Origin of the sequence: Streptosporangium sp. NPDC001559, assembly GCF_042893955.1 — a bacterium.
Lineage (GTDB): Bacteria > Actinomycetota > Actinomycetes > Streptosporangiales > Streptosporangiaceae > Streptosporangium.
This window is the reverse complement of record NZ_JBIAVG010000010.1, coordinates 179,776-202,395: the sequence shown is the minus strand read 5'-3', so window position 1 is coordinate 202,395 and position 22,620 is coordinate 179,776. Positions and strand designations below refer to the sequence as shown.

Below are 22,620 nucleotides of genomic sequence, written 5' to 3'. Positions count from 1 at the left end.
CGGTCGCAGGGCCCTTCGCCGTCATGGGCCGTGTCGAGCCCCTCATGAGCCCCTCATGAGCCCCTCATGAGCCCGTCATGACGCCCTCATGGGCCCGTCACGAGGGCGTCATGACGGGCCCATGAGGGCTGTCACGACGGCGTCGCGTGGTCGGCAGAGACGGGGCGGCGGGACGTCAGCGCCTTACGCGCCCGGGTGGCCAGCGCCGCCAGTCCTCTGGGCTCGTAGAACAGGATGACCACGATCAGCCCGCCGTACATGATCTGCGCGACGTAGGCGGGCCCGAAGTCGGACACCGCGCCGCCCATGCCCGGGATCGCGTCGCTGTAGCGCTGCAGGAGCAGCGGCAGCGAGGAGACGAACGCCGCGCCGGCGATGGCTCCCGCCACCGACGCCTGCCCGCCGATCACGACCATCGCCAGGTACTCCAGGGACAGGAACAGGTCCCAGTACTCGGGCACCACCCGCTGGAACAGCAGGGCCAGCAGCACGCCTGCGAGTCCCGCGTACACGCTCGACAGGGTGAAGGCGACCGACCGGTACCACGACACCCGCACCCCGAGCGCCGCCGCGTGCACCTCGCCGTCGCGGATCGCGGCGAACGCCCGGCCCACCCGGCTGCGCAGTACCAGCACGGCGAACACCGTGGTCAGCGCCAGGATGATCAGGGTGACGTACCACCCGCGCTCGGCCTGGCGAAGGGGCACCCCGAGCAGTGACAGCTCGGGCTCGGTGCCGAGCACCTGGAACGAGCCGATGGTCAGCTCGGGCACGTTACGCCCGTTGTAACCGCCGGTGAGCGGCTCCGCGGTGAACAGCACGTGCTGGCCGATGAACACCAGCGCCAGCGACGCGACCCCCAGGTAGATGCCCTTCAGCCGGCCGGCCAGGGGGCTGAACGCCAGCCCCGCCAGCCCTGCCAGCGCCACCGCGATCACCGCGGCGGGCAGGCTGGGCAGACCGAGTCCCCAGGAGCCCTCCGTCGCCGGTGAGCCGAGCCAGATGTACCCGTAGGCGCCCACGGCCAGGAAGAACGAGTGCGCGAGGGAGAGCTGACCGACCCGGCCGACCAGGATCATCAGCCCGACCGCGCCGATGGCGGCGGCGAAGGCGAAGGAGCCCAGATTGAGCCAGAACCGGTCGGCGTACAGCGGGATGGCGAGCAGGACGACGCCCGCCACGATCGCGACCGGAGCCCGCCACCGGACCCCCGCGAGCGCACCGCGCCGTGTCCCCTCGGATGTGTTCGCCGGCTTAAACACGGACGGCCTCCCGTATCCCGAACAGCCCGGCGGGCCTGATCAACAGCACCACCAGCATCAGCACGTACGGCGCGGCCTCCTCGAACCCCTGACCGAGGAACGTCAGGTACTCGCCGTACCCGCGGACCAGGACCTCGCTCAGCCCGACCAGCAACCCCCCGGCGATGGCGCCGGTGGTGGAGTCCAGGCCGCCGATGATCGCGGCGGGCAGCGCGCGAAGCGCCACGGCCTCGACCGAGGTGTCCAGGCCCGGGCTCGGATAGGCCACGATGAACAGCCCCGCGCAAACGGCCAGGGCACCGGCCACGGCCCACGCCGTCGCCGAAACCCGGCCGAGCCGGATGCCCATCAGGGACGCCGTCTCCGGGTCCTCGGCGGTGGCCCGCATCGCCACGCCGAAGTCGCTGCGGTGCAGCCACAGCTGGAAGAGCACCAGCAGCAGCGCGCCGACGACCAGCGCGGCGATCCGCGCCTCGGCGACGCCGATGCCCAGGAACCGCACCACGGCGTTGCCCCACGGGTCACCGGTGGTGAGGATCTGCGAGCCGATCCGCCGGTCGGTCTCGGTCAGCAGCACCACGTCGAGGCCGATGGTCATGATGCTCGCCGCGACCACCGCGTGCGTCTTGCGGAACCTGCTGACCAGCAGGCGGTCGATCAGTACGGCCAGGATCGCGGCCGCGGCCACGCCCAGCGGAAGCGCCACCCAGAACGACAGCCCGTGCAGGGTGTACGCGCTGGCCAGCACGTACGTGCCGAACATCAGCAGGCTCGGCTGGGCGAAGTTGACCACGCTGGACGACTTGTAGACGACGACGATGCCCAGGGCGACGAGCGCGTACACGGCACCGAGTGACGCGCCCTCCACCAGCATCGAGAGAAGTTGTGCCATGAAACCGGCTCCTAGGATGGCGGCTCGGACTCGGAACGTTCCTTTTCTGCGGCCCTGCCGAGGTAGGCGGCGATGACCGCCTCGTGCGCGGTCACCTGGTCGGGCGGTCCGGTGAGCACGACCTGGCCGAAGTCGAGCACGGTGACCTGCTCGGAGATGCCCATCACCAGCCCCATGTCGTGCTCGACCAGCAGGACCGTGATCCGCTGTTCGGCGGCGATCCTGCGGATGGTGTCGCGGACGGCGATCTTCTCGTGCGTGTGCATGCCGGCCGCCGGTTCGTCGAGCAGCAGCAGCCGCGGCTCGGTGGCCAGGGCACGCGCGATGTCCACCCGCTTGGCCTCGCCGTAGGGCAGCTCGGCCGCGGGCAGCGGAAGCAGGTGGTCGACCCCGAGGAACTCGGCGACCTCGCGTACCTTGGCCCTGTCCTCCCGCTCGGAGCGGCGGGCATGGGGAAGGCGCAGCCCGGCGCCGAACACCCCGCCCCTGCCCAGCCGGTGCCGGCCGAGCAGCAGGTTCTCCTCCACGGTCAGTCCCGCGAACATGGACGCGTTCTGGAACGCCCGGCCGACTCCCAGGCCGGTGACCCGATGCGGGGCGAGCCCGACCAGTTCGCCGCCGTCCACGAGCACGCTGCCCCGGGCGGGCTTGTAGATCCCGGACAGCACGTTGAACAGGGACGACTTGCCCGCTCCGTTCGGGCCGATCACCGCGTGGATCGTGCCGGGCTCGGCGGTGAAGGTGACCCCGTCGAGCGCCGTCACCCCGGCGAACCTGACGGTGACGTCGCTGACCTGCAGGCGGGCCCCGGGTGCCGTCATGCCGTTCCTCCCTGTGCTTCGGCGGGAATCGTGGCCGCGTCCTCCTCGTCGGGCTCTCCTCCCAGGTACAGGCGGCGCACCCGGTCGTCTCCGCGCAGGCGTTCCGCCGGGCCCTCGATCGCCACCTCGCCCACGGCGAGCACGTACGCGTGGTCGGCGAGCTCCAGTGCCACCGCCGCGTTCTGCTCGACGACGAGCATCGCCGTGCCCTGCCTGTGGATCTCGCGCAGCAGGTCCACGATCCGGTCGATGATCTTGGGTGCGAGTCCCAGGGACGGCTCGTCCAGGAGCAGCAGCCGGGGTTCGGCCATCAGGGCCCGCCCGATGGCCAGCATCTGCTGCTCGCCGCCGGACAGCAGGCCCGCGGTCTGCCCCCTGCGCTCGCCGAGCACGGGGAACAGCTCGTACACCCGTTCCAGGTCGCCGGGTCGTTTGCCCTTCGGGTTGCCGTACCTGCCCGCCCGCAGGTTCTCCTCGACGGTCAGGCGGCCGAACACGCGGCGTCCTTCGGGGACCTGCACGATGCCGGACTTGACCCGGCGCTCGGCGCCCGCACCGTCGATGCGGGCGCCGGCGAACGTGATCTCACCGCCGGTCATCCGGCCCGCCTGGCCTGCCAGCACTCCGGAGATGGCGCGCAACAGCGTGGACTTCCCCGCGCCGTTGCTGCCGAGCACCGCCACGATGCCGCCGTGCGGGACGTCCACGCTGACGTCCCGCAGGGCGGTCACCGCGTCCCCGTAGCGGACCCCGAGGCCGCGTACCGAGAGCAGTGGATCGTCTGTGGCCCGACCGGTCATCGCGCCTGGAACTTCGCCGTGTCCGGACCGGTGTAGCCGCTCTGGACCAGTTCCAGGCCGCCCTCGGCGCTCTTGGACGGCTTCATGACGAAGGTCTTGGTGGACGGCGAGACGCCCGGCTTGGAGAAGTCCAGCGGCACGGTGGTCTGCTGGGTGTCGTAGACGCCCTTCTGCCGGAAGGCCTTGGCCAGGCCCTCCCTGGTGAGGTCCTTGTTCTCGCACGCCTGGGTGATGGCCTGGTCCATCACGCTCGACGCCGCGTAGCCGAGCGTCACCCACAGGCTGGGCGTGATCGACTTCTCGCCGGACTTCGCGTACAGGTTCCTGACCTGCTCGGGGCCGGGGCCCTCGCCGGCGAACGGCGCGGCCGAGCTGACCACGAGCATGTTCTTCTCCATGGCCGCTCCCGCGCCGGTGGTCAGCGACTCGGGGGAGAAGCCGGGGGAGGCCGCCACGATCGGCACGTCCAGGCCCTCCACGTCGGCGACGGCCACCGCGGAGGAGACCTGCCGTCCGGACGCGCTCAGGAACAGCGCCTTGACGCCCTCCCCGGCCATCTGCTTGACCTGCCCGGAGAGGTCGCTGACCGTCGGGTCGATCTGCTGGCTGACCACGGAGATGCCGTTGGCCTCCGCGGCGAAGGTGGCCCCCGCCAGGCCGGGCTCGCCGTAGTCGCCCTTGAGGTGGATGTAACCGATCTTGTCGCCCTTGGCGAGCTTCTTCTGCTCGATCAGGTAGTCGACCGCGTTCACCATCTCGATGTCGTACGTGGTGCCGGGGATGATGATCGATTCGCTGTCCTTGACGCTGGGAGACCAGCCCATGGACACCGCGAGCATGCGGTCCTGCTCCAGCTTGGGCAGTACGGCGAGCGTGGTGGGCGAGCCGACGGTGATCTGCAGGGCGAGGACCTGCTGCGACAGGTCGGAGTACAGGGACACCGCCTTCTGCGGGTCGTATCCGTGGTCCCGGGTCACCAGGTTGACCTTGCGGCCGTCACAGACGCCGCCCGCGGCGTTCTTGGCGTCCCAGTAGAGTTTCACGCCCAGGTTCTGCTGCTTGTCGATCGCGGCGAACGGGCCGGTGACGTCGGTGAGCAGACCCAGGTTGATCGTGGAGCCGTCCACACCAGGCCCCGTGGGCATGCCACCGGAGGTGTCGGAACTGGTCTGCGCCTTGGTGGAACAGGCGGTCACGGTGGTGATGGCGAGAGCCGCGGCGCCCAGCGCGGCGGCCATGCGGAGCGTGTGGGATGGCATGCGTCCCCTTTCGTGCCGGTACGGGTCCGCGTCCGTCGGAAACGCGTGGCCGCAGGCAGTAGAGATCACGTTGTGGTCGATGGGGAGAGAACGGCCCGCAACCGATATTCGGTTAAACCGTTCGACTATCGTGCTGTGGCCCATCTGGTGTGTCAAGAGGGTGGCCGAACGGCAACAGGAATGATGCGGGGCGGTGAAACGGCCGTCTCACCGCCCCGGGGGAGGGGAGGCGGTCAGCCGGCGGCCGCGCGGATCTCGCGTACGGCCCGCAGGGCGTCGGCGGGCTCCATCCGCGTCCGGTAGTTCATCGTCACGTGCCGGGCCCGCACCACGCCGGAGGAGTCGAGCACGAACGTCGCGGGCACGGGAAGGCTCCAGCGGCCGTCGGGCTGCTGGCGGGCCAGCGCCGCCGCGGTGACGTCCAGCAGGTGCGGCTTGATCTCCTCGGGCAGCTCGAACCTCACCCGGTAGGCGGCCATGACCTCCTGGTCGGCGTCGGAGAGCACGTCGTAGGCCAGGTCGTGTCTCTCCTGCATCGACAGCGCGTCGTCGGGCAGCTGCGGGCTCACCGCCACCAGCCGCGCCCCCGCCTCGCGGAACTCGGGCAGGGCGGCCTGGTAGGCGGCCAGCTCAAGGTTGCAGTACGGGCACCATGAGCCGCGATAGAAGATCAGGACGACCGGTCCCTCGGCGAGCCGGTCGGAGAGCCGTACCTTGGCTCCCACCGCGTTGGGCAGTGTGAAGTCGGGCGCCTGCTCTCCGACCTTCACCCCGGGGACGAGGCCGGCGGCCTCGATCTCGGCGAACGCCTCGTTGATGGCGCGTTTGGCCTCCTCGGGCCGCTGGACCGATGCGGCCTTGGCCGCGAGGATCTCGTTGAGCGATTGCACCGGCGCCAACTCCTTGACCGTTATTCGGTTGCGATGTTCGTTTTTTGTGCACTTCGGTTACGTGCATCCTCGGAACCCGGTCGCGCCCCTGTCAAGACGTGAGGGTGTGCGCTAGGGTGAGCGATACCGATATATGGTGACAGTAACCGTTAATCGAACGCTGGTGAGGTGGTCAGGACATGGCTGAGCGGGAGCTGCTCACCGTTCCCATCGGGACGGCGGCCGCGGCCTCGGAGGTCTACTCGGGCGTGGCCCGGATGGCGGGAGTGCTGTGGTGCTCCCGGGTCCGCGCACACCCCGGCCGGCGCGCCGACACCGCCGTGGTGGTGGTCCACCCCTCCTCCAACTTCCTCGGGCACTACGCGCTCGGGGCGTGGGCCGAGCGCGGGGTCGACGCGGTGGCCATGACGACCCGCTACCTCGGCAACGACTCGGTGCTGCTGCTGGAGAACTGCGTACTCGACATCGCCTCCGTCGTCGGCCACCTGCGCGCAGAGGGGTACGAGAAGGTCGTCCTCGTCGGCAATTCCGGCGGCGGCGGGCTCGTCGCCCTCTACCAGGAGCAGGCGCGTAACGCCACCATCACCTCCGCACCCTACGGCGGCGGCCCCGACCTGACCAAGGCCCACCTGCCGCCCGCCGACGCCCTGGTCATGCTGATGGCCCACCCCGGCCGGGCCAACCTTCTCGTCGAATGGCTCGACCCCGCGGTGCGCGACGAGGACGACCCCTTCGACCGCGACCCCGAGCTCGACATGTTCGCCGCGCACAACGGCCCGCCGTACCAGGAGGAGTGGCTGGCCCGCTACCGCCAGGCGCAGCGGGCACGCAACGAGCGGATCACCGACGCGGTCATCGCCCGGCTCGGCGCGCTCACCGAGCAGGCCGGGGGCAAGGTCACCGACCTGCCCATCAGGATCCACGCCACCTGCGCCGACCCGCGTAACGTGGACCTGTCCATCGACCCGTCCGACCGCGCGCCGGGCACCCTGTGGGGGGAGTCCTACGAGGCGAACCTGCGGCCCACCACCCTCGGCCACCTGACCAGCCTGCGCTCATGGCTGTCGCAGTGGTCCATCCGCACCTCCAACGGCGACGGCCCCGCCCGGCTCGCCACCGTGGACGTCCCCGTACACGTCATATACGGCACCGCCGACCAGGCGTGCTTCCCCTCCCACGCCCGCCAGCTGTACGAGGCGGTGCCCCACGACAACAAGACACTCACCGCGGTGGAGGGCGGCCGTCACTATCTCAACGGCCAGCCCGAGCTCACCGCGGTCATGGCCGACGCCCTGATCGGCTGGATTGGAAAGGTCCTGTGAACCGCCCGACGATCGCCGACCTGAGCACGGCCTGGGTGCGCATCCCGCTCGGCGCGGGACGCGGTGGCTCCGGCGCCACCCGGGTCGACCTGCTCCACGTCACCCTCACCGACGACGAGGGGGCCACAGGCACCGGCTTCACCTACGCGCTGACCGGCGGCGCAGAAGCCCTGTACGCCCTGCTCACCGGCCTGGTCAAGGAGATGGCCGAGGGCACCCCCCTCGACGCCTGGCCGCGCCGCTGGCACGAGATCACCACCGCGACCCGCAGGCTGGGCAGGGGCGTCGCACTGCCCGCGCTGTCGGCCGCCGACATCGCCGTGTGGGACCTGCGCGCCCGCCGCGCCGAGCTGCCCCTCTACCGCTACATCGGCGCGCACACCGACACCGTCCCGGTGTACGGCAGCGGTCGCTCGACCCACGCGATGACGGTGGACGAGCTGATCGAGGGCTCCCGTCAGTACGTCGCCGAAGGTTACGACGCGGTGAAGCTGCGTGTGGGCGCCCGCCGCGCGGAGGAGGACGTGGCGCGGGTGCGCGCCGTACGCGAGGCGCTCGGCGACGACCTGCGGATCATGGTCGACTGCAACGAGCGACTCGACCTGCCCACCGCGGTGTGGCTCGGCCGCCGCCTCGACGATCTCGGCGTCTACTGGATCGAGGAGCCGCTGCCCTCCGACGATCTGGCGGGACACGCCCAGCTCGCCGCCCGTCAGGGCGTCCCCGTCGCGGTCGGCGAGCACCTGCACGGCCGGCACGAGTTCGCGAACTACCTGCGCGAGGGCGCCGCGTCCGTGCTTCAGCCCGATGTGCCGCTGTGCGGGGGTGTCACCGAATGGCTGCGGATCAGCGCGGTGGCCGAGGTGTTCGGCGCCGTGCTCACCCCCCATTTCCTGCCGGAGCTGCACATCAACCTGGCGGCGGCCGTACCCAACTGCACCTACGTCGAGCACTTCCCGCTGATCGACGAGGTGCTCGCCGAGACCCTGCCGGTCAGCGGTGGTGTGGCGACTCCGCCGGACCGTCCCGGCCACGGGATGTTGTGGGACGGCGCCGCGCTGGACCGCCTCCGGCACGCCTGACGAACCACCACAAGAAGAAGGAGCACACCGTGTCCAAGCCATTCGCCTCCACCGGCGACACCGAGGAGAAGCCCGAGATCCTGGAGGTCCTCGCCGACGGCGTGTACGCCCTGACCACGGGCGGCGACCCGAACGTGGGCGCCATCGAGGGCGAGGACTTCCTGGTCTGTTTCGAGGCCCGTGCCACCCCCGTGATGGCCAGGCGCTGGCTCGCGCAGTTGCGTCAGCACACCGACAAGCCGGTCAGGTACCTGGTCCTGTCGCACTACCACGCGGTACGCGTGCTCGGCGCCGCCGGGTTCGACGCGCAGGAGATCATCACGCACACCGAGACCAGGCGGCTCATCGTCGAGCGCGGCAAGGAGGACTGGGACGTCGAGTTCGGCCGGATGCCGCGGCTGTTCGCCGGCCACGAGACCATCCCCGGCCTGACCTGGCCGACCCTGACCTTCGACGACCACATGTCGATCGAACTGGGCGGCGACCGCGGCACCGTCGAACTGGCCTGGGCGGGCAACGCGCACACCTCCGGCGACATCTACGCCTACGTGCCCAAGTCGAAGGTCCTTTTCGCGGGTGACCTGGTGGAGAACGGCTCGGCCGTCTACACCGGCGACGCCTACCACCGGGAGTGGATGACCACCACGCTCGACCGGGTCAAGGCACTCGACGTGGAGATCCTGGTGGGCGGACGCGGCGAGATCGCCCATGACCGTGCCGCCTCCCAGCGCGCCGTCGAGCTGACCCGTGAATTCCTCAGCACGCTGATGACGGCCGTGGAGAAGGTCAAGGAGGGCGGCGGCACGGTCGAACAGGCGTACGTGGCGGCCCGTGAGGCCCTGCTGCCCGTGTACGGCGGCATGCCGGTCTTCGAGCACGCCATGGTCTTCGACACCTGGCGCGCCTGGGAGGAGCTCGACGGACAGGCCCCCGGCATCTGGACCCCGGAGCGCGACCGCCAGGTCTGGGACCGCCTCACGGGCTGAGCGCCGCCCTCGGCACCTCACCCGCTCAGGACCTGAGGCGCGGTCCACGAGAGCGCCGGTACGCCCGGCCTCAGGAGACGGCGGCTCCGCCGCGGCCCCGGCCGAGTCCGCGGCGGAGCGCGTGAACCACCGTTCGGCCGCGGCCGCGACACGGTCCGGCACGACGCCCGCAGGCTCCGGGACCGGCGCGGCCGCCCTCCGCATCGGCTGGGGCAGGGCCTCGCCGTCGTCCTGGAACGCCGACCGGCGGAGGAGCGCCCCGGCGGCGGCCTGGTGAGCGGGGCCTGCTCCTTCTTCACGCCGGTCGTTGGGCGGTGCCGGAGAGTCCCTCAGGAGTCCGGCGGTCGAGCCGTTCCCGGACCGAAGGTTAGGCTTCACCCCATGCCATCCCGCGCCCCTCATGGCCGGCCGAAGCGGTTGAAAGAGCCGGCCCTCCCCAAGCTGTCCGGTTCGCTGACCGCCGCGCGGCCGCCCGAGCACGATCTTGAGGACGACGGCGCCTATCGATCGATGGAGTTCAAAGGCGTCGATCTGTCATTCCGCGACGCGGACGCGGCCGAATTCGAGAGCTGCCGCCTCATCGACACGAGTTTTTCGAGCACGCGGATGCGCCGCGCCGAATTCACCGATGTGGAACTGGAGCGCTGCGATCTGTCGAACATGACGGCCAGGGCGTCGGCGATGCACCGCGCCCGGACGTCCGCGAGCCGGTTGACGGGCATGGCCTGGTCCGAGTGCGTGTTCCGGGACGTGGTGTTCGACTCCTGCCGTGCCGACCTGGCCGGGTTCAGGTTCTCCACCTTCAAGAGCGTCGTCTTCCGCGACTGCGCCATGCCGGAGGCCACCTTCCAGAACGCCGACCTGCGAGGGGCGAGGTTCGAACGCTGCGACCTGACAAGGGCGCAGTTCTCCAACGCCCAGATGGAGGGCACCCGTTTCGCCGACTGTGACCTGTCGGGGATCGCCGGTGTGACGAGTCTCAGGGGCGCGATCATCAAGAGCCAGGACGCGCGGGGACTGGTTCACGCTCTGGCGAGCGCGATGGGGATCACCGTCGAGGAGTAGCCCGTTCCTTCGGGGCCGCCTCCTCTCTCATCGCCCGCCCGGTTCTCACACCGGAGGTCTGGGCTAGGAGATCACTGAGGATCCGGACCTCCTCCGGCACGCCTGACGAGCCGCCGCAGGAAGAAGGAGCACACCGCGTGGCCGGGGCTCCGAGGTTTCAGGGGACGACGGCGGGTAGGGGCGGAGCCGGTTGAGGCGATCAAGAAAGCCGATCGCCGGGTGTCCGCCAGGGCCCGTTCCTGAGACTGAGGAGACGAACATGCCCCAGAACGTCATCGAGCTGATCATGGCCGACCACCGCGACGTCGAGACGATCTTCGAGAGGCTGAGGAGCCAGCCGGAGAACCGGCCCGCCCTGGTGGCGGAACTGGCCGCGAAGTTCGTCGCGCACGCCCGAGCCGAGGAGACCCGGGTCTACCCCGAACTGGCCGAAGCCGATCCCGGCGAGCGCGGCGAGGTCCGCCACGGGATCGGGGAACACCACGAGGCCGAGGAACTCCTGGCCGCCCTCATGGAGGCCGACCCCGACCGGCCGGAGTTCACGACCGCGCTGGAGCGGATGGTCAAGGCGGTCAAGCACCACGTCGAGGAGGAGGAGAGCGACATTCTCCCCGCCATGGCCAAGGCCATCTCCGCCGACAGGCTGGTCGCGATGGGCCGGACCTTCAGCCAGGCCAAGGCCGAGGAACTCGCCAAGCCGCCCAGGCCGAAGGGCCGCACCAAGGAGGAACTGGTCGAGCAGGCCAGGAAGAAGGGCGTCGAGGGCTACGGCTCCATGACCAAGGACGAACTGCTCTCCGCCCTCGGAGGCTGAGACGTCGGGGGCGCACCGATCCGTGGGCCGGGCCGCCCCCGCGACGCGCGTCTGGGTACGGCCGGCCACGCGGAGTCAGGATTCCTCGCCCCGCGCGGCGGCCTCGCGTTGTCGTCGCGCCATCGCCGGGGTCGCGTACGTCGAGTAGCGCGGCACCCAGCGCGCGAGGCCGATCGCGGCGACGATCCCCAGGCCGCCGGTGATGCCGATGCCGAGGGAGAGCGTCGCGACGGCGGCGCACACCGCCGGCACTACCGGCCCGATCGCCTGCCCGGTGTCGCTCAGCAGGCGCCATACCGACAGGAAGGTGGTGCGGTTGTCGTGCGGCGCGACGTCGGCGCCGATCGTCATCATGATCCCCGAGCCGATGCCGTTGCCAAGACTCATCACGGCCGCCGCCAGGGTGAACCCGACGACCTCCCACGTGAACGGCAGCGCGATCAGGCCCGCTCCCAGCAACGTCATCGCGGGGATCGCGACCGAGAGCCTGCCGTAGCGGTCCATCACGTGACCGGACGGATAGAACAACGACATGTCGACCAGGTTCGCGATGCCGAAGACGAGGCTCGTGACGGTGGCGCTGAGGCCGATCTCGTCGGCCCAGAGCGGAAGCACGCTCTGTCTCGTCGCCCGTACCGCGCCGACGGTCGCGACCATCAGGCCGAGCGAGAGGAAGAGGGACCGGTGCTGCCTGAAGATCGCTCGAGCGCCCTGGGTGCCGCGGAGATGGCGAGGCCGGTCGCTGGCGAAGTCGAGGTCGCGGACGAACAGCAGGCAGAGGCCGGTCGCGACGGTTGCGATCACGCCGATCGCGAACGCCGCGTGCAGGCCGCCCAGAGCGATCGCGCCCGCCCCGAGGAACGGCCCGACGAACAGCCCGATGCGATGCGCGCCCGCGAGGGTCGACAGCGCGCGCGCCCGCATCGTGATCGCCACGACCTCGGCGACGTAGTTCTGCCGTGCGAGGTAGAACGTCGAGTTGCAGGCCCCGACGACCAGGAGGGCGACGCCGAGCGCGACGACCGACGTCGTCAGAAGGCACGCGATCCAGCAGAGAGTCGTGACCGTCGCGGCGATCGACATGGCCCGGCGGTCGCCGACGCGGTCGGCGAGCTTCGCCGCCGGTACATCGCCGAGAATCCTTCCGACGCCGGTCATGGCCGCCATCAGGGCGGCGGTCGTCGTCGAGGCGCCCGCGCTCAGAGCCGCGAGCGGGATGATCGGCGCGACCGCGCCGTTGCCGATCTCGTAGACGAGGGCGGGAACCAGCGCCGACGGCGCGATCTTCCAGATGACCGAGGGGGAGGGGGATGTCATCGCAGGCTCACGCAGGCACGACGGAGGCGTGGATGACCGGCGTCGGCAGCTCGCCCGCCGTACCGAGGATCGCCTGGTCGGCCTGGTCGATGCCGACCGTGAGCGAGCACATCAGATGCAGCGGGTGGCGCCCGCTCGCGATCAGGCCGATCGCCCACTCGACGGCCTGGTAGCTGTGGCCGCGAACGCCCAGCACCGAGAGGTACCTGCGATTGATCTTGAAGAAGTCGAGCTCGCGCAACGGCTTCATCGACGCCGCGGCGACGATCACCTTGCCTCGCTTGCGTACCGCGTCGAGCGCCAGAGAGATGGTCGACTCGTCGCCGGCGGCCGTGTCCACCACGATGTCGGCGAGCTCGCCGTGGGTCAGCTCCTCGATCTTCGCGAGCACGCCCTCCTCGTCCGCGAACAGTGTGTGGTCCGCGCCGAAGGCCCGCGCGACGTCGAGCCGCTCCTTGTCACGTGCGAGTCCGGCCACGATCACGAGCCCGGCGCCGGCGGCCTTCGCCGCGATCGTCGCGCCGAGTCCCTGCTGCCCCGGTCCGAAGATGACGACGACGTCGCCCGGCCGGACCCGCCCTTCGCGGTACACCCACTCGTAGCCGTTGGAGATCGGGAGCGCGAGTGAGGCCTCGACGGCCGAGACGTCGCCGGGCAGGCGATGCGCGACCGTGCGGGGATGGAGGTAGAGGTGGTCGCTGAACCCGCCCCACAGGGACGGCGCGACGGTCAGCGGTGTGCGTCCGTACCGGAGCGCCGCGGGGTTGGTCGAGGGGTCGGAGTCGAGGCACAGCCGGAACTCCGACGACCGGCAGAAGTCGCAGTGCCCGCAGGGGAGGTACTCCTCCAGTACGACGCGGTCGCCCTCCCGCAGCCCCCACCGCTGCCGCGCGCTGCGGCCGATCGCCTCGACGGTGCCGACGTTCTCATGGCCGAGGATCCGGGGGGAGAGATCACCGAGGAAGGACTTCACGTCGGAGCCGCAGACGCCGGCGGCCTCCACTTTGAGCAGACCGTCGTCCACCCCGAGCTCCGGGAGTGGGAACTCACGGACCTCCATGGTCCGCGGACCGGTCATCACGCTCGCCTTGGCGAACCTCATCAGCGCCTCCCTTGAGTCGCCCCGACTATATAGCCTGTAGGATTTTCCATGACAAGAGAACGGATCACGCCAGAGCTTCTTGTGCTGTAATGTCGGCTCTGACAATCTATGGCCTATGACCTGTCGGCAGTCGGGGCCGGTTCGGTCCGTGCCTACGGGGGTGGTGACCATGAGTGACGCTGATGTCGTCCCTGCGCCATACGTCGCGCTGACGAAGACCGAGGTGGCGTACAAGCTCATCCGCAAGGACATCGTCGAGGGCGTGCTCCAGCCCGACGCGATCCTCGACCAGGAGGCGCTCGCGACGAAGCTGGGGCTGTCGACGACACCGGTTCGCGAGGCGCTCCGGCTCCTTGAGTCCGAAAATCTCGTGATCAGCCGACGGCACCGCAACACGGTGGTGTCGCCGCTCGACCTCGGGCAGCTCAAGGAGACGTACGCCGTGCGCATCCTGCTCGACCCGAAGGCCGTAGCGCTCGGCGCGGAGGTGGCGACACAGGAGCAGCGCGACGAGATCGCGGAGTTGCTGGTCCTCTCGGAGCGGGACCAGACCCCGATCGAGGGCCTGCACTCCAACCGCGCGCTGCACCGCGCGATCTACAGCTCCTGCGGCAACAGTGTGCTTGTGCAGATTCTGGAGAACCTCTGGGATCGCTGCGACCGTTATCGCGTGGCGACCCTGCGTGACAAGGCGCAGGTGAAGGTCGCCAACGACGAGCACCGCCGGATCGTGGACGCCTTCATCGCCGGCCGGTCCGAGGAGGCCGCCCAGCTGATGCTGGAGCACATCTCGGCGTCCTTCGACCGCATCGACCACTCGGCGCTGGGCCTCGACGACTAGGGATCTCCTTCCGTACGGAAAGCACTGAGGGGTGGACGCACGGTGTCCACCCCTCAGTGCTTTCCGCGTGTTCGCCCCCTGGAATAAGACATATGCCGACAGAGTGGTTGCCACCGACACCCCACAGCCTATAGCCTGCACGGAAATCCGAGGGTCCGGCCTCGATCGAGGAGAACTAGTGATCATCGACAGCCACGCCCATGTGGTCGCCCCCCCTGTCTTCTACGCCTACCGCGCGAACCTGCTCGCCGCCGGCGGGCGCTACAGCCCGCCGATCGGTGTCAGTGACGCCGCCATCGCCGAGGCGGCTGCGGGAAACATCGCGATCATGGACAGTGTCGGCACGGACATGCAGCTGATCTCGCCGCGTCCGTTCCACCAGATGCACTCCGCCAAGCCCGACCAGGTCGTGCACTGGTGGATCGAGGCCAACAACAACCTCATCGCGCAGACCGTCGAGCTGCACCCGGACCGGTTCGCCGGCGTCGCCGGACTGCCGACGTGCGCGGGCGCCCCGATCGAGAACGCTCTCCCCGAACTCGACCGCGCCATCGAGGAACTCGGCTTCGTCGGCGTGCTGCTGAACCCCGACCCGTGGGAGGGCGCCGGACCGTCGCCGCGGCTCAGCGACGAGTACTGGTTCCCGCTCTTCGAGCGCCTCGTGCACCACGACGTGCCTGCGCTCGTGCACTCGGCCGGCTGCAACAGCGGCCGCGAGACCTACAGCGAGCACTTCGTGACCGAGGAGTCGATCGCGATCCTCAGCCTGCTCAACTCGGACGTGTTCGACCGGTTCCCCGGCCTGAAGCTGATCATCTCCCACGGCGGCGGCTCGGTGCCCTACCAGATCGGGCGCTGGCAGGCGGAGCGGCTGATGCCGAAGTTCGGCGGGTCCGCGGACGCAGAGCCGTTCGAGCAGGGACTGCGCCGGTTCTGGTTCGACACCGTGCTGCACAACCCGCTCTCGCTGGAACTGCTGTTCAAGACGGTCGGCACCGACCGCTGCCTCTTCGGCACCGAGAAGCCGGGCAGCGGCTCGGCGGTCGACCCGAAGACCGGCCGGGTCTTCGACGACTTCAAGACCACGATCGACGCGATCGACTTCCTGACCGAGGACGACCGCCGGGCGGTCTACGAGGACAACGCACGTGCCCTGTTCTCTCGTCTTCACGCGCGGATCCCTGCGTGACGTCGGCTGACAACGACAGCTAGAGGAGTCACCAATGCCACACGTGGTGGTCGTCAACGACGAGGGCCCCGACGAGGAAGTGGTCTCCATCCTTGGCGAGAGCGGGGTGGCGACGGTGTCCGAGTCGATGGGACGCACAGGGCTGCTGGACCCCTGCATCCGTCCGATCTACCGAGGCGCGAAGATCGCCGGCCGGGCCGTGACCGTGCTGAGCCAGGCGGGCGACAACCTGATGATCCACGCGGCGGCGGAGCAGTGCAGGCCGGGTGACGTGCTCGTCGTGGCGACGATGTCGCCCTCGTCCGACGGCATGTTCGGCGACCTGCTCGCGACGGCGCTGCAGGCTCGCGGAGTGCTCGGCCTCGTCATCGACGCCGGTGTGCGCGACATCGCTGACCTCCAGGCCATGGGATTCCCGGTCTGGTCGCGGGCCGTGTCCGCGATGGGCACCGTGAAGGCGACGGCGGGCTCGGTCAACGTCCCGGTGGTCGTCGCCGGCGCCTACGTACGGCCGGGCGACGTCATCGTCGCCGACGACGACGGTGTCGTCGTCGTACCACTGGAGCTGGCGAAGGAGACGGCCGAGCTCGCGCCTCGGCGCACCAGGAGTGAGGAGGAGAAGCGTGAGCAGTTCCGCAACGGAGAACTCAGCCTCGACGTGATGAACCTCCGCGCGACACTCGCGTCTCTGGGCGTCCAGTACGTCGACGGCCAAGGCCGCGCGTTGCCGGACGTCTCACTCCGGTGAGCGGGCGTCGGCGAAACCACTTTGTTAGGAGCACCGGTCCGTGCATGACGAGGACTTCTTCCACACCCATGACGACGTGCTGGACGAGGAGGTCCGTCTCGCGATCGCGAAGGCGATCCTCGAACAGGAGACGCTCGAACTCCTGACCGTCGGCATCGACATCGGCAGTTCGACCTCCCACCTGCTGTTCGCCCGCGTCCACTTCCAGCGCGAAGGACACAGGTCGGCCGACCGCTTCGTCGTGATCGAGCGTGAGGTCGTATGGCGCTCCCCGATCCTGCTCACACCGTTCCTGCCCGACGGCACGATCGACGCCCACGCGCTCTCGCACTTCGTCCAGGACTGCTACCAGGACGCCGGCCTCACTCCGGACGACGTCGACAGCGGTGCGGTGATCCTCACCGGTGAGGCCATCAAGCGCGCGAACGCGCGCGCCGTCGACGAGGTCTTCGCCGCGGAATCCGGCAAGTTCGTGTGCGCCACCGCCGGCCACAAGCTGGAGAGCATCCTCGCCGCACACGGCTCGGGGGCGGCGCGTCTTTCGAGGCTGCGCGGGCAGACCGGTCTCCACGTCGACATCGGCGGAGGCACGACGAAGCTCGCGCTCATCGTCGACGGGGAGATCGTCGACGTCGCCGCGTTCGCGGTCGGCGGGCGCCTCCTGGCTCAGGACGCGGACGGAGCATGGACGAGGGTCGACGACTCCGCGCGCATGGTCGCCGAGGAGCTCGGGATCCCGGTCGACCCCGGGTCGCTGGCCGATCCCGGGCATCGGTCGGCGATCGCGCGAAGGCTCGCGCGGATCGTCGTGGACGAGATCACCGGCGACGCCCTGGACGAACTCGGCCACGCCCTCGAACTCACCGAGCACCTGCGACGGCCGAAGGAGCCCGAGTACGTCACCTTCTCCGGCGGTGTCGCCGAGTACGTCTTCGGCCACACGAGCGAACGGTTCGGGGACATCGCGCCCGAACTCGCCAAGGCGGTGATCGCGGAACTCGCGAAACGCCTGTCGATCCCGGCGGTCGACCCGGGACAGGGCATCCGTGCCACGGTGATCGGCGCGTCCCAGTTCACGGTCCAGGTGAGCGGCAAGACCTTGCACCTGTCAGGGGAGGGCGGCCTGCCCGCCCAGAACCTCCCCGTCGTGCGGTTCGACGGAGAACTGGGTGACGCGATCGACGAAGCCGCTGTCGTGGAGGCCTTCGAGACGAGCGCCCGGCAGCGTGACGCCGACCCGAGGCGGCCGGTGTGCCTCGCCGTACGCTGGACCGGGAGCGCCACGCATGCGCGGCTGGCGGCGTTGGCACGGTCCATCGCCGCCGTGGCCGGGTCGGCCGCGGACGACGCCTTGCTCGTGGTGGTGGTCGACGCCGACGTCGCCCAGCTGATCGGCCGCGTGCTCCAGGAGGACGCGGGCGTACGGCGTCCGCTTGTCGCCGTCGACGGCATCGAGCTCGGCGAGCTCGACTACGTCGACGTCGGCTCCTTCATCGACCCACCGGGCGTCGTGCCGGTCGTCATCAAGTCACTCCTGTTCGCCTGACGATGGCGACGCACCGGGTGCCTTTGACCGAGCGGGAAGCACGGGAGCGCAGCGGGCTGCTCTCGGTGCTGCGCTACGACGTGACCGTCGACCTCCGCGATCTTGACGCGCCGCGTTCCACGACGAAGGTCGTGTTCGACGGGAAACGAGCCGGCGCGACGTTCGCCGAGGCGAGGGACGCGGGCCGCGACCTGCGCGTCCCCGTCGCCGTGGCCGTCGGCACGCAGGCCCGCGAGTACACGCGGTCGCTGACGTACGACATCGGCGGCAGCGGGCTCTGCCGGGTCGTCGACGAGGCCGACGGGTCGGTCTACGTCTACGCCGCGTCCGGGCCGACGGCGGCGCCGCACTGGTTCACCTGCTTCGACCAGCCGGACCTGAAGGCGGAGACGAGCGTTCGAGTCGAGTCTCCGCCGGGGTGGGTCGTCGCGGGCACCGGCATGGGTGAGGCGGCCGCGGCCGTCGTGCCGACGTACGCGACCGGCTTCGTCGCGGGCCCGTTCGCGACCGAGACCGTGCGTGAGGACGGGCTCGGGGTCGTCCTGCACGCTGTGCGCTCGCGCGCCCCCGTGCTCGAAGGCGTGGCCCCCGGCCTCGCCCGCGTCGTGGCCGAGGTCGTCGCCGAGATCGGCGAGAGGCTCGGATGCCCGGCGCCACGGAAGGGCGGCGAACTCCGGATCGCGTTCGTCCCAGGTCTCGCCTGGCCGGCGATGGAGACCGCCGGTTGCGTCATGGTCCGCGACTCGCTCCTGGTCGCGCCGGGCTCGTCCGGGTACGCGCGGCTCGTGTCCGTGCTCGCACACGAGATCGCGCACCTCTGGTTCGGGAACCTCGTGACCATCGGATGGTGGGACGACCTCTGGTTGCAGGAGGCGCTGGCCGACGTCGTGGGCCGGACGGCCCTGCGGGCGACGCCCGCGGGGAGGCCCTACGCCGGAGCGGAGGCCCGGCGTGTCCACAGCCCGGTGACGCTCGACCGGCACCGGCCCGCCCTGACGGCCGCGGACGCGCTCGCCTCAGCCGCGAGCCATCACTACTCGGCGGGCGTGCGTCAGGTCCAGGACTGGATGCGGGCGCTCGGAGAGAAGGAGTGGTGGGCTCGGCTGGCACGCGTCGTCTCCGAGGGCCCGCTGCTGGACGCCGGCGCGCTCGCGCCGCCGGAGCGGCGCTCGACGGCCGGTGCCGATCGATGGGAGGAGCTTCAGCGCGCTGTCGCGGCGTGCGAGATCGACGGTCCCACGGCCCTCGGCGTACTGCTGTCGCTGCTGGGCCACGAGCGCGACGCCGACCGGCTCGCCGGCATGACGACGTGGTTCGCCGAGCGGCTGCGCCGCGCCGGCTGGACCCGTCCGGCCGGCGGGCGTGAAGCCGAGCGGCTCGTCGCCGAGGCGTTACGCGAGGTGGTCGCGCGGGCGCCGGACGGCTCGCGGCTCGCGGCGACCGCGACGTACGCGTGGGTCTCGACGGCGGCCGCGCCACCGGTGAGGAGTCTGCTCGGCGGGCTCGACGGCGGACGGTCGGCGGGCCCGCTCGCCTGGGCCGCGCGCAACCGGCTCGCCGCCCTCGGGGAGCTGGGCCGTCGCGGCATCGTGGCGGCAGGGGATGAGACCGGAGCCGAGGTGGCCACCTGCCTGGCCTTCCTCCCGGACGCGGGGGAGAAGGAACGGGCCTGGGAGCGGCTGTTCGCTCCAGGCCTGAGCGACCCGGCCACCCTCGCCGGGATGGCGGCGGGGCTCTGGCACGCCGATCATCCGGAGCACGTCACCGGGCTGGTGGCTCGATTCCGGCACGAGACGGCGGCCAGGACGGACCCCTGTTCCGAGCCGCGGGCGGTCGCGCTGGCACGGTTCGCGTTCCCGCGCTCGGTGCTCACCGCGGACGCGTTCACGAGCGTGGGCGAACTGCTCGGTGAGGGCCGGCTCCGTCCGGCGTCGCGGGCGGCCGTGCGGGAGTGCGCCGCGGAGCTGGCCTGGGGCGTCCGCTTCCGGTCCCAATGGATGAATCTGGATGCTGTATGACATTTTACTCAAACGCTATAGGCTACAGAATTACCCCAGGGGTCGCCCGTCGTACGGGTGCGAAAGAGAGTGAGTTGAGTTTCGAGCATGGCTGAGTACGAGGAGGCGACCACCAACTACGGGGCCGCCAAGACGCCGAAGTACGTCGCGCCGACCGGCGACGCGTTCGGCGGCAAGAAGGAGTTCAAGAGCCCGAAGCAGCCCTACGACCACTTCATGGATGCCGAGGGGATCCCGGTCTACCGCGAGATCGGCTTCGAGGACGTGCGCGACCTCGAACTCGGCGACTGGGCTCGGACCGGCGGACGTGGCGCGTACATCCAGCTGCTGGGCACCGAGGAGCTGTGGGGCATGCATCTCATCGAGGTGCCGCCGGGCGGGGCGCTTGAGATAGAGCAGCACATCTACGAGAAGATCATGTACGTCGTCGAGGGCGTGGGGACGACGGAGGTGTGGCGCAACGGGGCGCCGGCGGGCACGGCGCCGCAGACGTTCGAGTGGGGACCCGGGTCGCTGTTCGGCATCCCGCTCAACGCGCCGCATCGACTGGTGAACGGCAGCGGCAGGCGCGCTCTCGTCATCGCGGGCACGACCGCGCCCGCCGTCTTCAACATGTACGACAACCGCGAGTTCATCTTCGGCAACCCCTATCCGTTCGAAGAGCGCTACTCCGGCAAGAGCGACTACTTCGACTACCGCGACGAGCTCGTCGCCGATCCGGTGCGCGGCCGTGCGATGCAGGTGACCAACCTGATCCCGGACCTGCCGAACTTTGAGCTCCCGCTGGACAACCAGCGCGGTCCCGGCACCAGGCGCATCCAGCCGTGGATGGCGAACGCCCGCTTCTACATGAAGGTCCTGGAGTTCCAGGTCGGCCGGTACGCGCCCGCGCACCACCACCCGCCGAGCGCCGTGCTGATCTGCATCAGGGGAGGCGGCTTCACCTACACCTGGCCGCTTGAGGCGGGCCTGCGGCCGTGGGAGGCGGGCAACGGCGAGCTGGTCAGGCGGGTCGACTACCGGCCCGGCGGCATGGTCGCCGCCGCGCCGGGCGGCGGCGACTGGGTCCACCAGCACTTCGCGACGAGCGCCGAGCCACTCCGTGTGCTCGCCATGAACGGCCCGCCGAGCGCGCGCATCGCCGGGTTGTTCGCGCCGCCGGGAGCCACGCTGAAGAGCTCCAACCTCGGTCGCAGCGAGGGGGGCAAGAGCATCGAGTTCTGGGACGAGGACCCGCACATCCGCGCGGAGTTCGAGGCCCGGCTCGCGAGGAACGGCATCACGACGCGGATGCCGCCGGAGCTGTACGTACGGCCCGACGGCCGATGAGCGGGGAGGAGCACAGGGTGACCGCGACCGTGAACCCCTCAGCGCGGCCGGACGACGTGCCTCAGGGCGACGACAAGTACCTCGTCGATCCCTACGCCGACTGGTCGAAGGCCGAGGGCATCCCGATCCACCTCGACTTCGGGCACGACCTGCTCGCCCTGGAGACGGCGCCGTGGGAGAGATACGGCGCACGAGGCTGCTTCGCCCACACCCACGGCATGGGCGACTTCATGGCGAACTACGTGCTGGAGATCGAGCCGACCAAGGTGACCGATGTCGTACGACATCTCTACGAGGCGTTCTTCTACGTCCTCGACGGCTACGGCACCACGACGATCTGGCTTCAGGACGGCAGTCAACGGGTGTTCGAGTGGGGGCCACGCGCCTTGTTCGCGATCCCGCTCAACTGCAGATACCAGATCTCGAACGGCTCAAGCAGCAGGCCGGCACGGTTCTCGGTCACGAACGACGCCCCGCTGTTGATCAATCTGTTCCACGACGCGAACTTCGTCTTCGGCTGTGACGCCGACTTCCCCGACCGGATAGGCCAGGAGGACTACTTCCGGGGAGGAGGAGAGCACTTCGTCTACAACAGGGACTCGGTCAAGAAGATGAACGTCTGGGAGACCAACTTCATCCACGACCTCACGAGCTTCACGTTGTACGACATGGAGAGCCGGGGGAAGGGTTCGCGCAACGTGGCCCTCGTGCTGGCCGAGGGCACGATGCACGCACACGTCTCGCAGATCCCGTCGGGCGGCTACAAGAAGGGCCATCGTCACGCGGCGGGCACCCATGTGCACGCCGTCGACGGCGAGGGTTACACGCTGCTCTGGTACGAGGGCGACTCGGAGTTCGTCGAGATCCCATGGCGCCACGGCTTCATGTACACACCACCGTTCTGGATGTACCACCAGCACTTCAACACCGGCCCTGACCCGGCGCGCTATCTGGCCTGCAGTCTGGGCAGCCGGCGATATCCGTTCATCGCGCTGCGCCGCAAGAGCGCCGAGGGGCAGGGGCACGTCTCGGTGTCCAAGGGCGGGCGCCAGGTCGAGTACGACGAGCAGGATCCACGGATCCATCGCAGGTTCCTGGAGGCGCTCTCGGCGAACGGCGTGCGGTCGCAGATGGGGGACATCTTCGACGAGCCCGCGATCCTGGCGCTGAGTCCCGAGGACCTGATGGGCGTTATCAGGACGCCACGGTCACTTGGGCCAGCTATTTGACCATTTTGATCTTCTTTGTCACGGGGTGGAACGAAATCGTTCCACCCCGTTTCCACATCCTTGCGGGGAAACGTGACCGAACGAATTCAACCCAGAGTCTGGACTCCA

The 22,620-nt window shown here is 69.9% G+C and carries 21 protein-coding genes; 13 read left to right on the top strand and 8 right to left on the bottom strand.

Going from position 1 to position 22,620, the window contains the following annotated elements; genetic code table 11:
• Positions 1 to 131 precede the first annotated feature (131 nt).
• From ACFYY8_RS23120 to ACFYY8_RS23095, 6 genes are all read right to left on the bottom strand, one after another.
• Positions 132 to 1,181: a branched-chain amino acid ABC transporter permease gene (locus ACFYY8_RS23120; protein ID WP_390044063.1), complete on the bottom strand. Its 1,050-nt coding sequence runs from the start codon at positions 1,179 to 1,181 to the stop codon at positions 132 to 134.
• 73 nt (positions 1,182 to 1,254) lie between these two features.
• A complete protein-coding gene (locus ACFYY8_RS23115; protein ID WP_390044061.1) occupies positions 1,255 to 2,154 on the bottom strand; it encodes a branched-chain amino acid ABC transporter permease in 900 nt (299 codons plus the stop codon).
• An 11-nt stretch (positions 2,155 to 2,165) separates the two neighbouring features.
• On the bottom strand, positions 2,166 to 2,975 hold the full coding sequence (locus tag ACFYY8_RS23110; protein ID WP_390044059.1) for an ABC transporter ATP-binding protein: 810 nt from the start codon (positions 2,973 to 2,975) through the stop codon (positions 2,166 to 2,168).
• Entirely contained in the window at positions 2,972 to 3,775 is an 804-nt protein-coding gene (locus tag ACFYY8_RS23105) for an ABC transporter ATP-binding protein (RefSeq protein ID WP_390044057.1), read from the bottom strand. Before ACFYY8_RS23105 ends, ACFYY8_RS23110 begins: the two co-directional genes overlap by 4 nt.
• Complete coding sequence (locus ACFYY8_RS23100; RefSeq protein WP_352011921.1) at positions 3,772 to 5,034, bottom strand: ABC transporter substrate-binding protein; 1,263 nt, start codon at positions 5,032 to 5,034, stop codon at positions 3,772 to 3,774. The genes ACFYY8_RS23105 and ACFYY8_RS23100 overlap by 4 nt, the downstream gene beginning before the upstream one ends.
• 233 nt (positions 5,035 to 5,267) lie before the next feature.
• Positions 5,268 to 5,924 (bottom strand): peroxiredoxin-like family protein, encoded by a 657-nt coding sequence (locus ACFYY8_RS23095; RefSeq protein WP_390044055.1) that lies wholly within the window; start codon positions 5,922 to 5,924, stop codon positions 5,268 to 5,270.
• A 179-nt stretch (positions 5,925 to 6,103) separates the two neighbouring features.
• On the opposite strand from ACFYY8_RS23095, the gene ACFYY8_RS23090 reads away from it, so the two are divergent.
• From ACFYY8_RS23090 to ACFYY8_RS23065, 6 genes are all read left to right on the top strand, one after another.
• Positions 6,104 to 7,246, top strand: a complete 1,143-nt coding sequence (locus ACFYY8_RS23090) for an alpha/beta fold hydrolase (RefSeq protein WP_390044053.1) — start codon at positions 6,104 to 6,106, stop codon at positions 7,244 to 7,246.
• On the top strand, positions 7,243 to 8,328 hold the full coding sequence (locus tag ACFYY8_RS23085; RefSeq protein WP_390044051.1) for a mandelate racemase/muconate lactonizing enzyme family protein: 1,086 nt from the start codon (positions 7,243 to 7,245) through the stop codon (positions 8,326 to 8,328). The genes ACFYY8_RS23090 and ACFYY8_RS23085 overlap by 4 nt, the downstream gene beginning before the upstream one ends.
• 29 nt (positions 8,329 to 8,357) lie before the next feature.
• Positions 8,358 to 9,314: an MBL fold metallo-hydrolase gene (locus ACFYY8_RS23080; protein ID WP_390044049.1), complete on the top strand. Its 957-nt coding sequence runs from the start codon at positions 8,358 to 8,360 to the stop codon at positions 9,312 to 9,314.
• A gap of 121 nt (positions 9,315 to 9,435) precedes the next feature.
• Positions 9,436 to 9,591, top strand: coding sequence for a hypothetical protein (locus tag ACFYY8_RS23075; RefSeq protein WP_390044047.1), 156 nt, complete (start codon positions 9,436 to 9,438; stop codon positions 9,589 to 9,591).
• 104 nt (positions 9,592 to 9,695) lie between these two features.
• Entirely contained in the window at positions 9,696 to 10,379 is a 684-nt protein-coding gene (locus tag ACFYY8_RS23070; protein ID WP_390044045.1) for a pentapeptide repeat-containing protein, read from the top strand.
• Between the two features lie 259 nt (positions 10,380 to 10,638).
• The gene (locus ACFYY8_RS23065; RefSeq protein ID WP_390044043.1) at positions 10,639 to 11,193 is read left to right on the top strand and encodes a hemerythrin domain-containing protein; all 555 of its coding nucleotides are present in this window, start codon (positions 10,639 to 10,641) and stop codon (positions 11,191 to 11,193) included.
• 75 nt (positions 11,194 to 11,268) lie between these two features.
• Here ACFYY8_RS23065 and ACFYY8_RS23060 read toward each other — a convergent pair whose 3' ends face one another.
• Both ACFYY8_RS23060 and ACFYY8_RS23055 read right to left on the bottom strand, forming a co-directional pair.
• A complete protein-coding gene (locus tag ACFYY8_RS23060) occupies positions 11,269 to 12,510 on the bottom strand; it encodes an MFS transporter (protein ID WP_390044041.1) in 1,242 nt (413 codons plus the stop codon).
• Between the two features lie 7 nt (positions 12,511 to 12,517).
• Positions 12,518 to 13,612, bottom strand: a complete 1,095-nt coding sequence (locus tag ACFYY8_RS23055; protein ID WP_390044039.1) for a zinc-binding dehydrogenase — start codon at positions 13,610 to 13,612, stop codon at positions 12,518 to 12,520.
• Positions 13,613 to 13,781: 169 nt separating this feature from the next.
• Here ACFYY8_RS23055 and ACFYY8_RS23050 point away from each other — a divergent pair, with 169 nt between their 5' ends.
• The 7 genes from ACFYY8_RS23050 to ACFYY8_RS23020 all read left to right on the top strand — a co-directional run bounded on the left by ACFYY8_RS23050 (position 13,782) and on the right by ACFYY8_RS23020 (position 22,512).
• Entirely contained in the window at positions 13,782 to 14,453 is a 672-nt protein-coding gene (locus ACFYY8_RS23050) for a GntR family transcriptional regulator (protein WP_390044037.1), read from the top strand.
• Between the two features lie 178 nt (positions 14,454 to 14,631).
• Positions 14,632 to 15,642 (top strand): amidohydrolase family protein, encoded by a 1,011-nt coding sequence (locus ACFYY8_RS23045; protein WP_390044035.1) that lies wholly within the window; start codon positions 14,632 to 14,634, stop codon positions 15,640 to 15,642.
• A 34-nt stretch (positions 15,643 to 15,676) separates the two neighbouring features.
• Positions 15,677 to 16,390 (top strand): 4-carboxy-4-hydroxy-2-oxoadipate aldolase/oxaloacetate decarboxylase, encoded by a 714-nt coding sequence (locus tag ACFYY8_RS23040; RefSeq protein WP_390044033.1) that lies wholly within the window; start codon positions 15,677 to 15,679, stop codon positions 16,388 to 16,390.
• Between the two features lie 40 nt (positions 16,391 to 16,430).
• Positions 16,431 to 17,936 carry an ethanolamine ammonia-lyase reactivating factor EutA gene (locus ACFYY8_RS23035; RefSeq protein WP_390044031.1) on the top strand — a complete coding sequence of 502 codons (1,506 nt, stop codon included), beginning with the start codon at positions 16,431 to 16,433 and terminating at the stop codon, positions 17,934 to 17,936.
• A 23-nt stretch (positions 17,937 to 17,959) separates the two neighbouring features.
• Positions 17,960 to 19,954 (top strand): M1 family aminopeptidase, encoded by a 1,995-nt coding sequence (locus ACFYY8_RS23030; RefSeq protein WP_390044029.1) that lies wholly within the window; start codon positions 17,960 to 17,962, stop codon positions 19,952 to 19,954.
• A gap of 87 nt (positions 19,955 to 20,041) precedes the next feature.
• Positions 20,042 to 21,283: a hypothetical protein gene (locus tag ACFYY8_RS23025; protein ID WP_390044027.1), complete on the top strand. Its 1,242-nt coding sequence runs from the start codon at positions 20,042 to 20,044 to the stop codon at positions 21,281 to 21,283.
• A 17-nt stretch (positions 21,284 to 21,300) separates the two neighbouring features.
• On the top strand, positions 21,301 to 22,512 hold the full coding sequence (locus tag ACFYY8_RS23020; protein ID WP_390044026.1) for a hypothetical protein: 1,212 nt from the start codon (positions 21,301 to 21,303) through the stop codon (positions 22,510 to 22,512).
• Positions 22,513 to 22,620: the final 108 nt, after the last annotated feature.

Bases quoted from the DNA above. Each gene is read 5' to 3' on its own strand.
- ACFYY8_RS23090 (WP_390044053.1), top strand. From the start codon at position 6,104: ATGGCTGAGCGGGAGCTGCTCACCGTTCCCATCGGGACGGCGGCCGCG.
- ACFYY8_RS23040 (WP_390044033.1), top strand. From the start codon at position 15,677: ATGCCACACGTGGTGGTCGTCAACGACGAGGGCCCCGACGAGGAAGTG.
- ACFYY8_RS23065 (WP_390044043.1), top strand. From the start codon at position 10,639: ATGCCCCAGAACGTCATCGAGCTGATCATGGCCGACCACCGCGACGTC.
- ACFYY8_RS23070 (WP_390044045.1), top strand. From the start codon at position 9,696: ATGCCATCCCGCGCCCCTCATGGCCGGCCGAAGCGGTTGAAAGAGCCG.
- ACFYY8_RS23105 (WP_390044057.1), bottom strand. From the start codon at position 3,775: ATGACCGGTCGGGCCACAGACGATCCACTGCTCTCGGTACGCGGCCTC.
- ACFYY8_RS23055 (WP_390044039.1), bottom strand. From the start codon at position 13,612: ATGAGGTTCGCCAAGGCGAGCGTGATGACCGGTCCGCGGACCATGGAG.
- ACFYY8_RS23060 (WP_390044041.1), bottom strand. From the start codon at position 12,510: ATGACATCCCCCTCCCCCTCGGTCATCTGGAAGATCGCGCCGTCGGCG.
- ACFYY8_RS23050 (WP_390044037.1), top strand. From the start codon at position 13,782: ATGAGTGACGCTGATGTCGTCCCTGCGCCATACGTCGCGCTGACGAAG.
- ACFYY8_RS23115 (WP_390044061.1), bottom strand. From the start codon at position 2,154: ATGGCACAACTTCTCTCGATGCTGGTGGAGGGCGCGTCACTCGGTGCC.
- ACFYY8_RS23100 (WP_352011921.1), bottom strand. From the start codon at position 5,034: ATGCCATCCCACACGCTCCGCATGGCCGCCGCGCTGGGCGCCGCGGCT.
- ACFYY8_RS23110 (WP_390044059.1), bottom strand. From the start codon at position 2,975: ATGACGGCACCCGGGGCCCGCCTGCAGGTCAGCGACGTCACCGTCAGG.
- ACFYY8_RS23025 (WP_390044027.1), top strand. From the start codon at position 20,042: ATGGCTGAGTACGAGGAGGCGACCACCAACTACGGGGCCGCCAAGACG.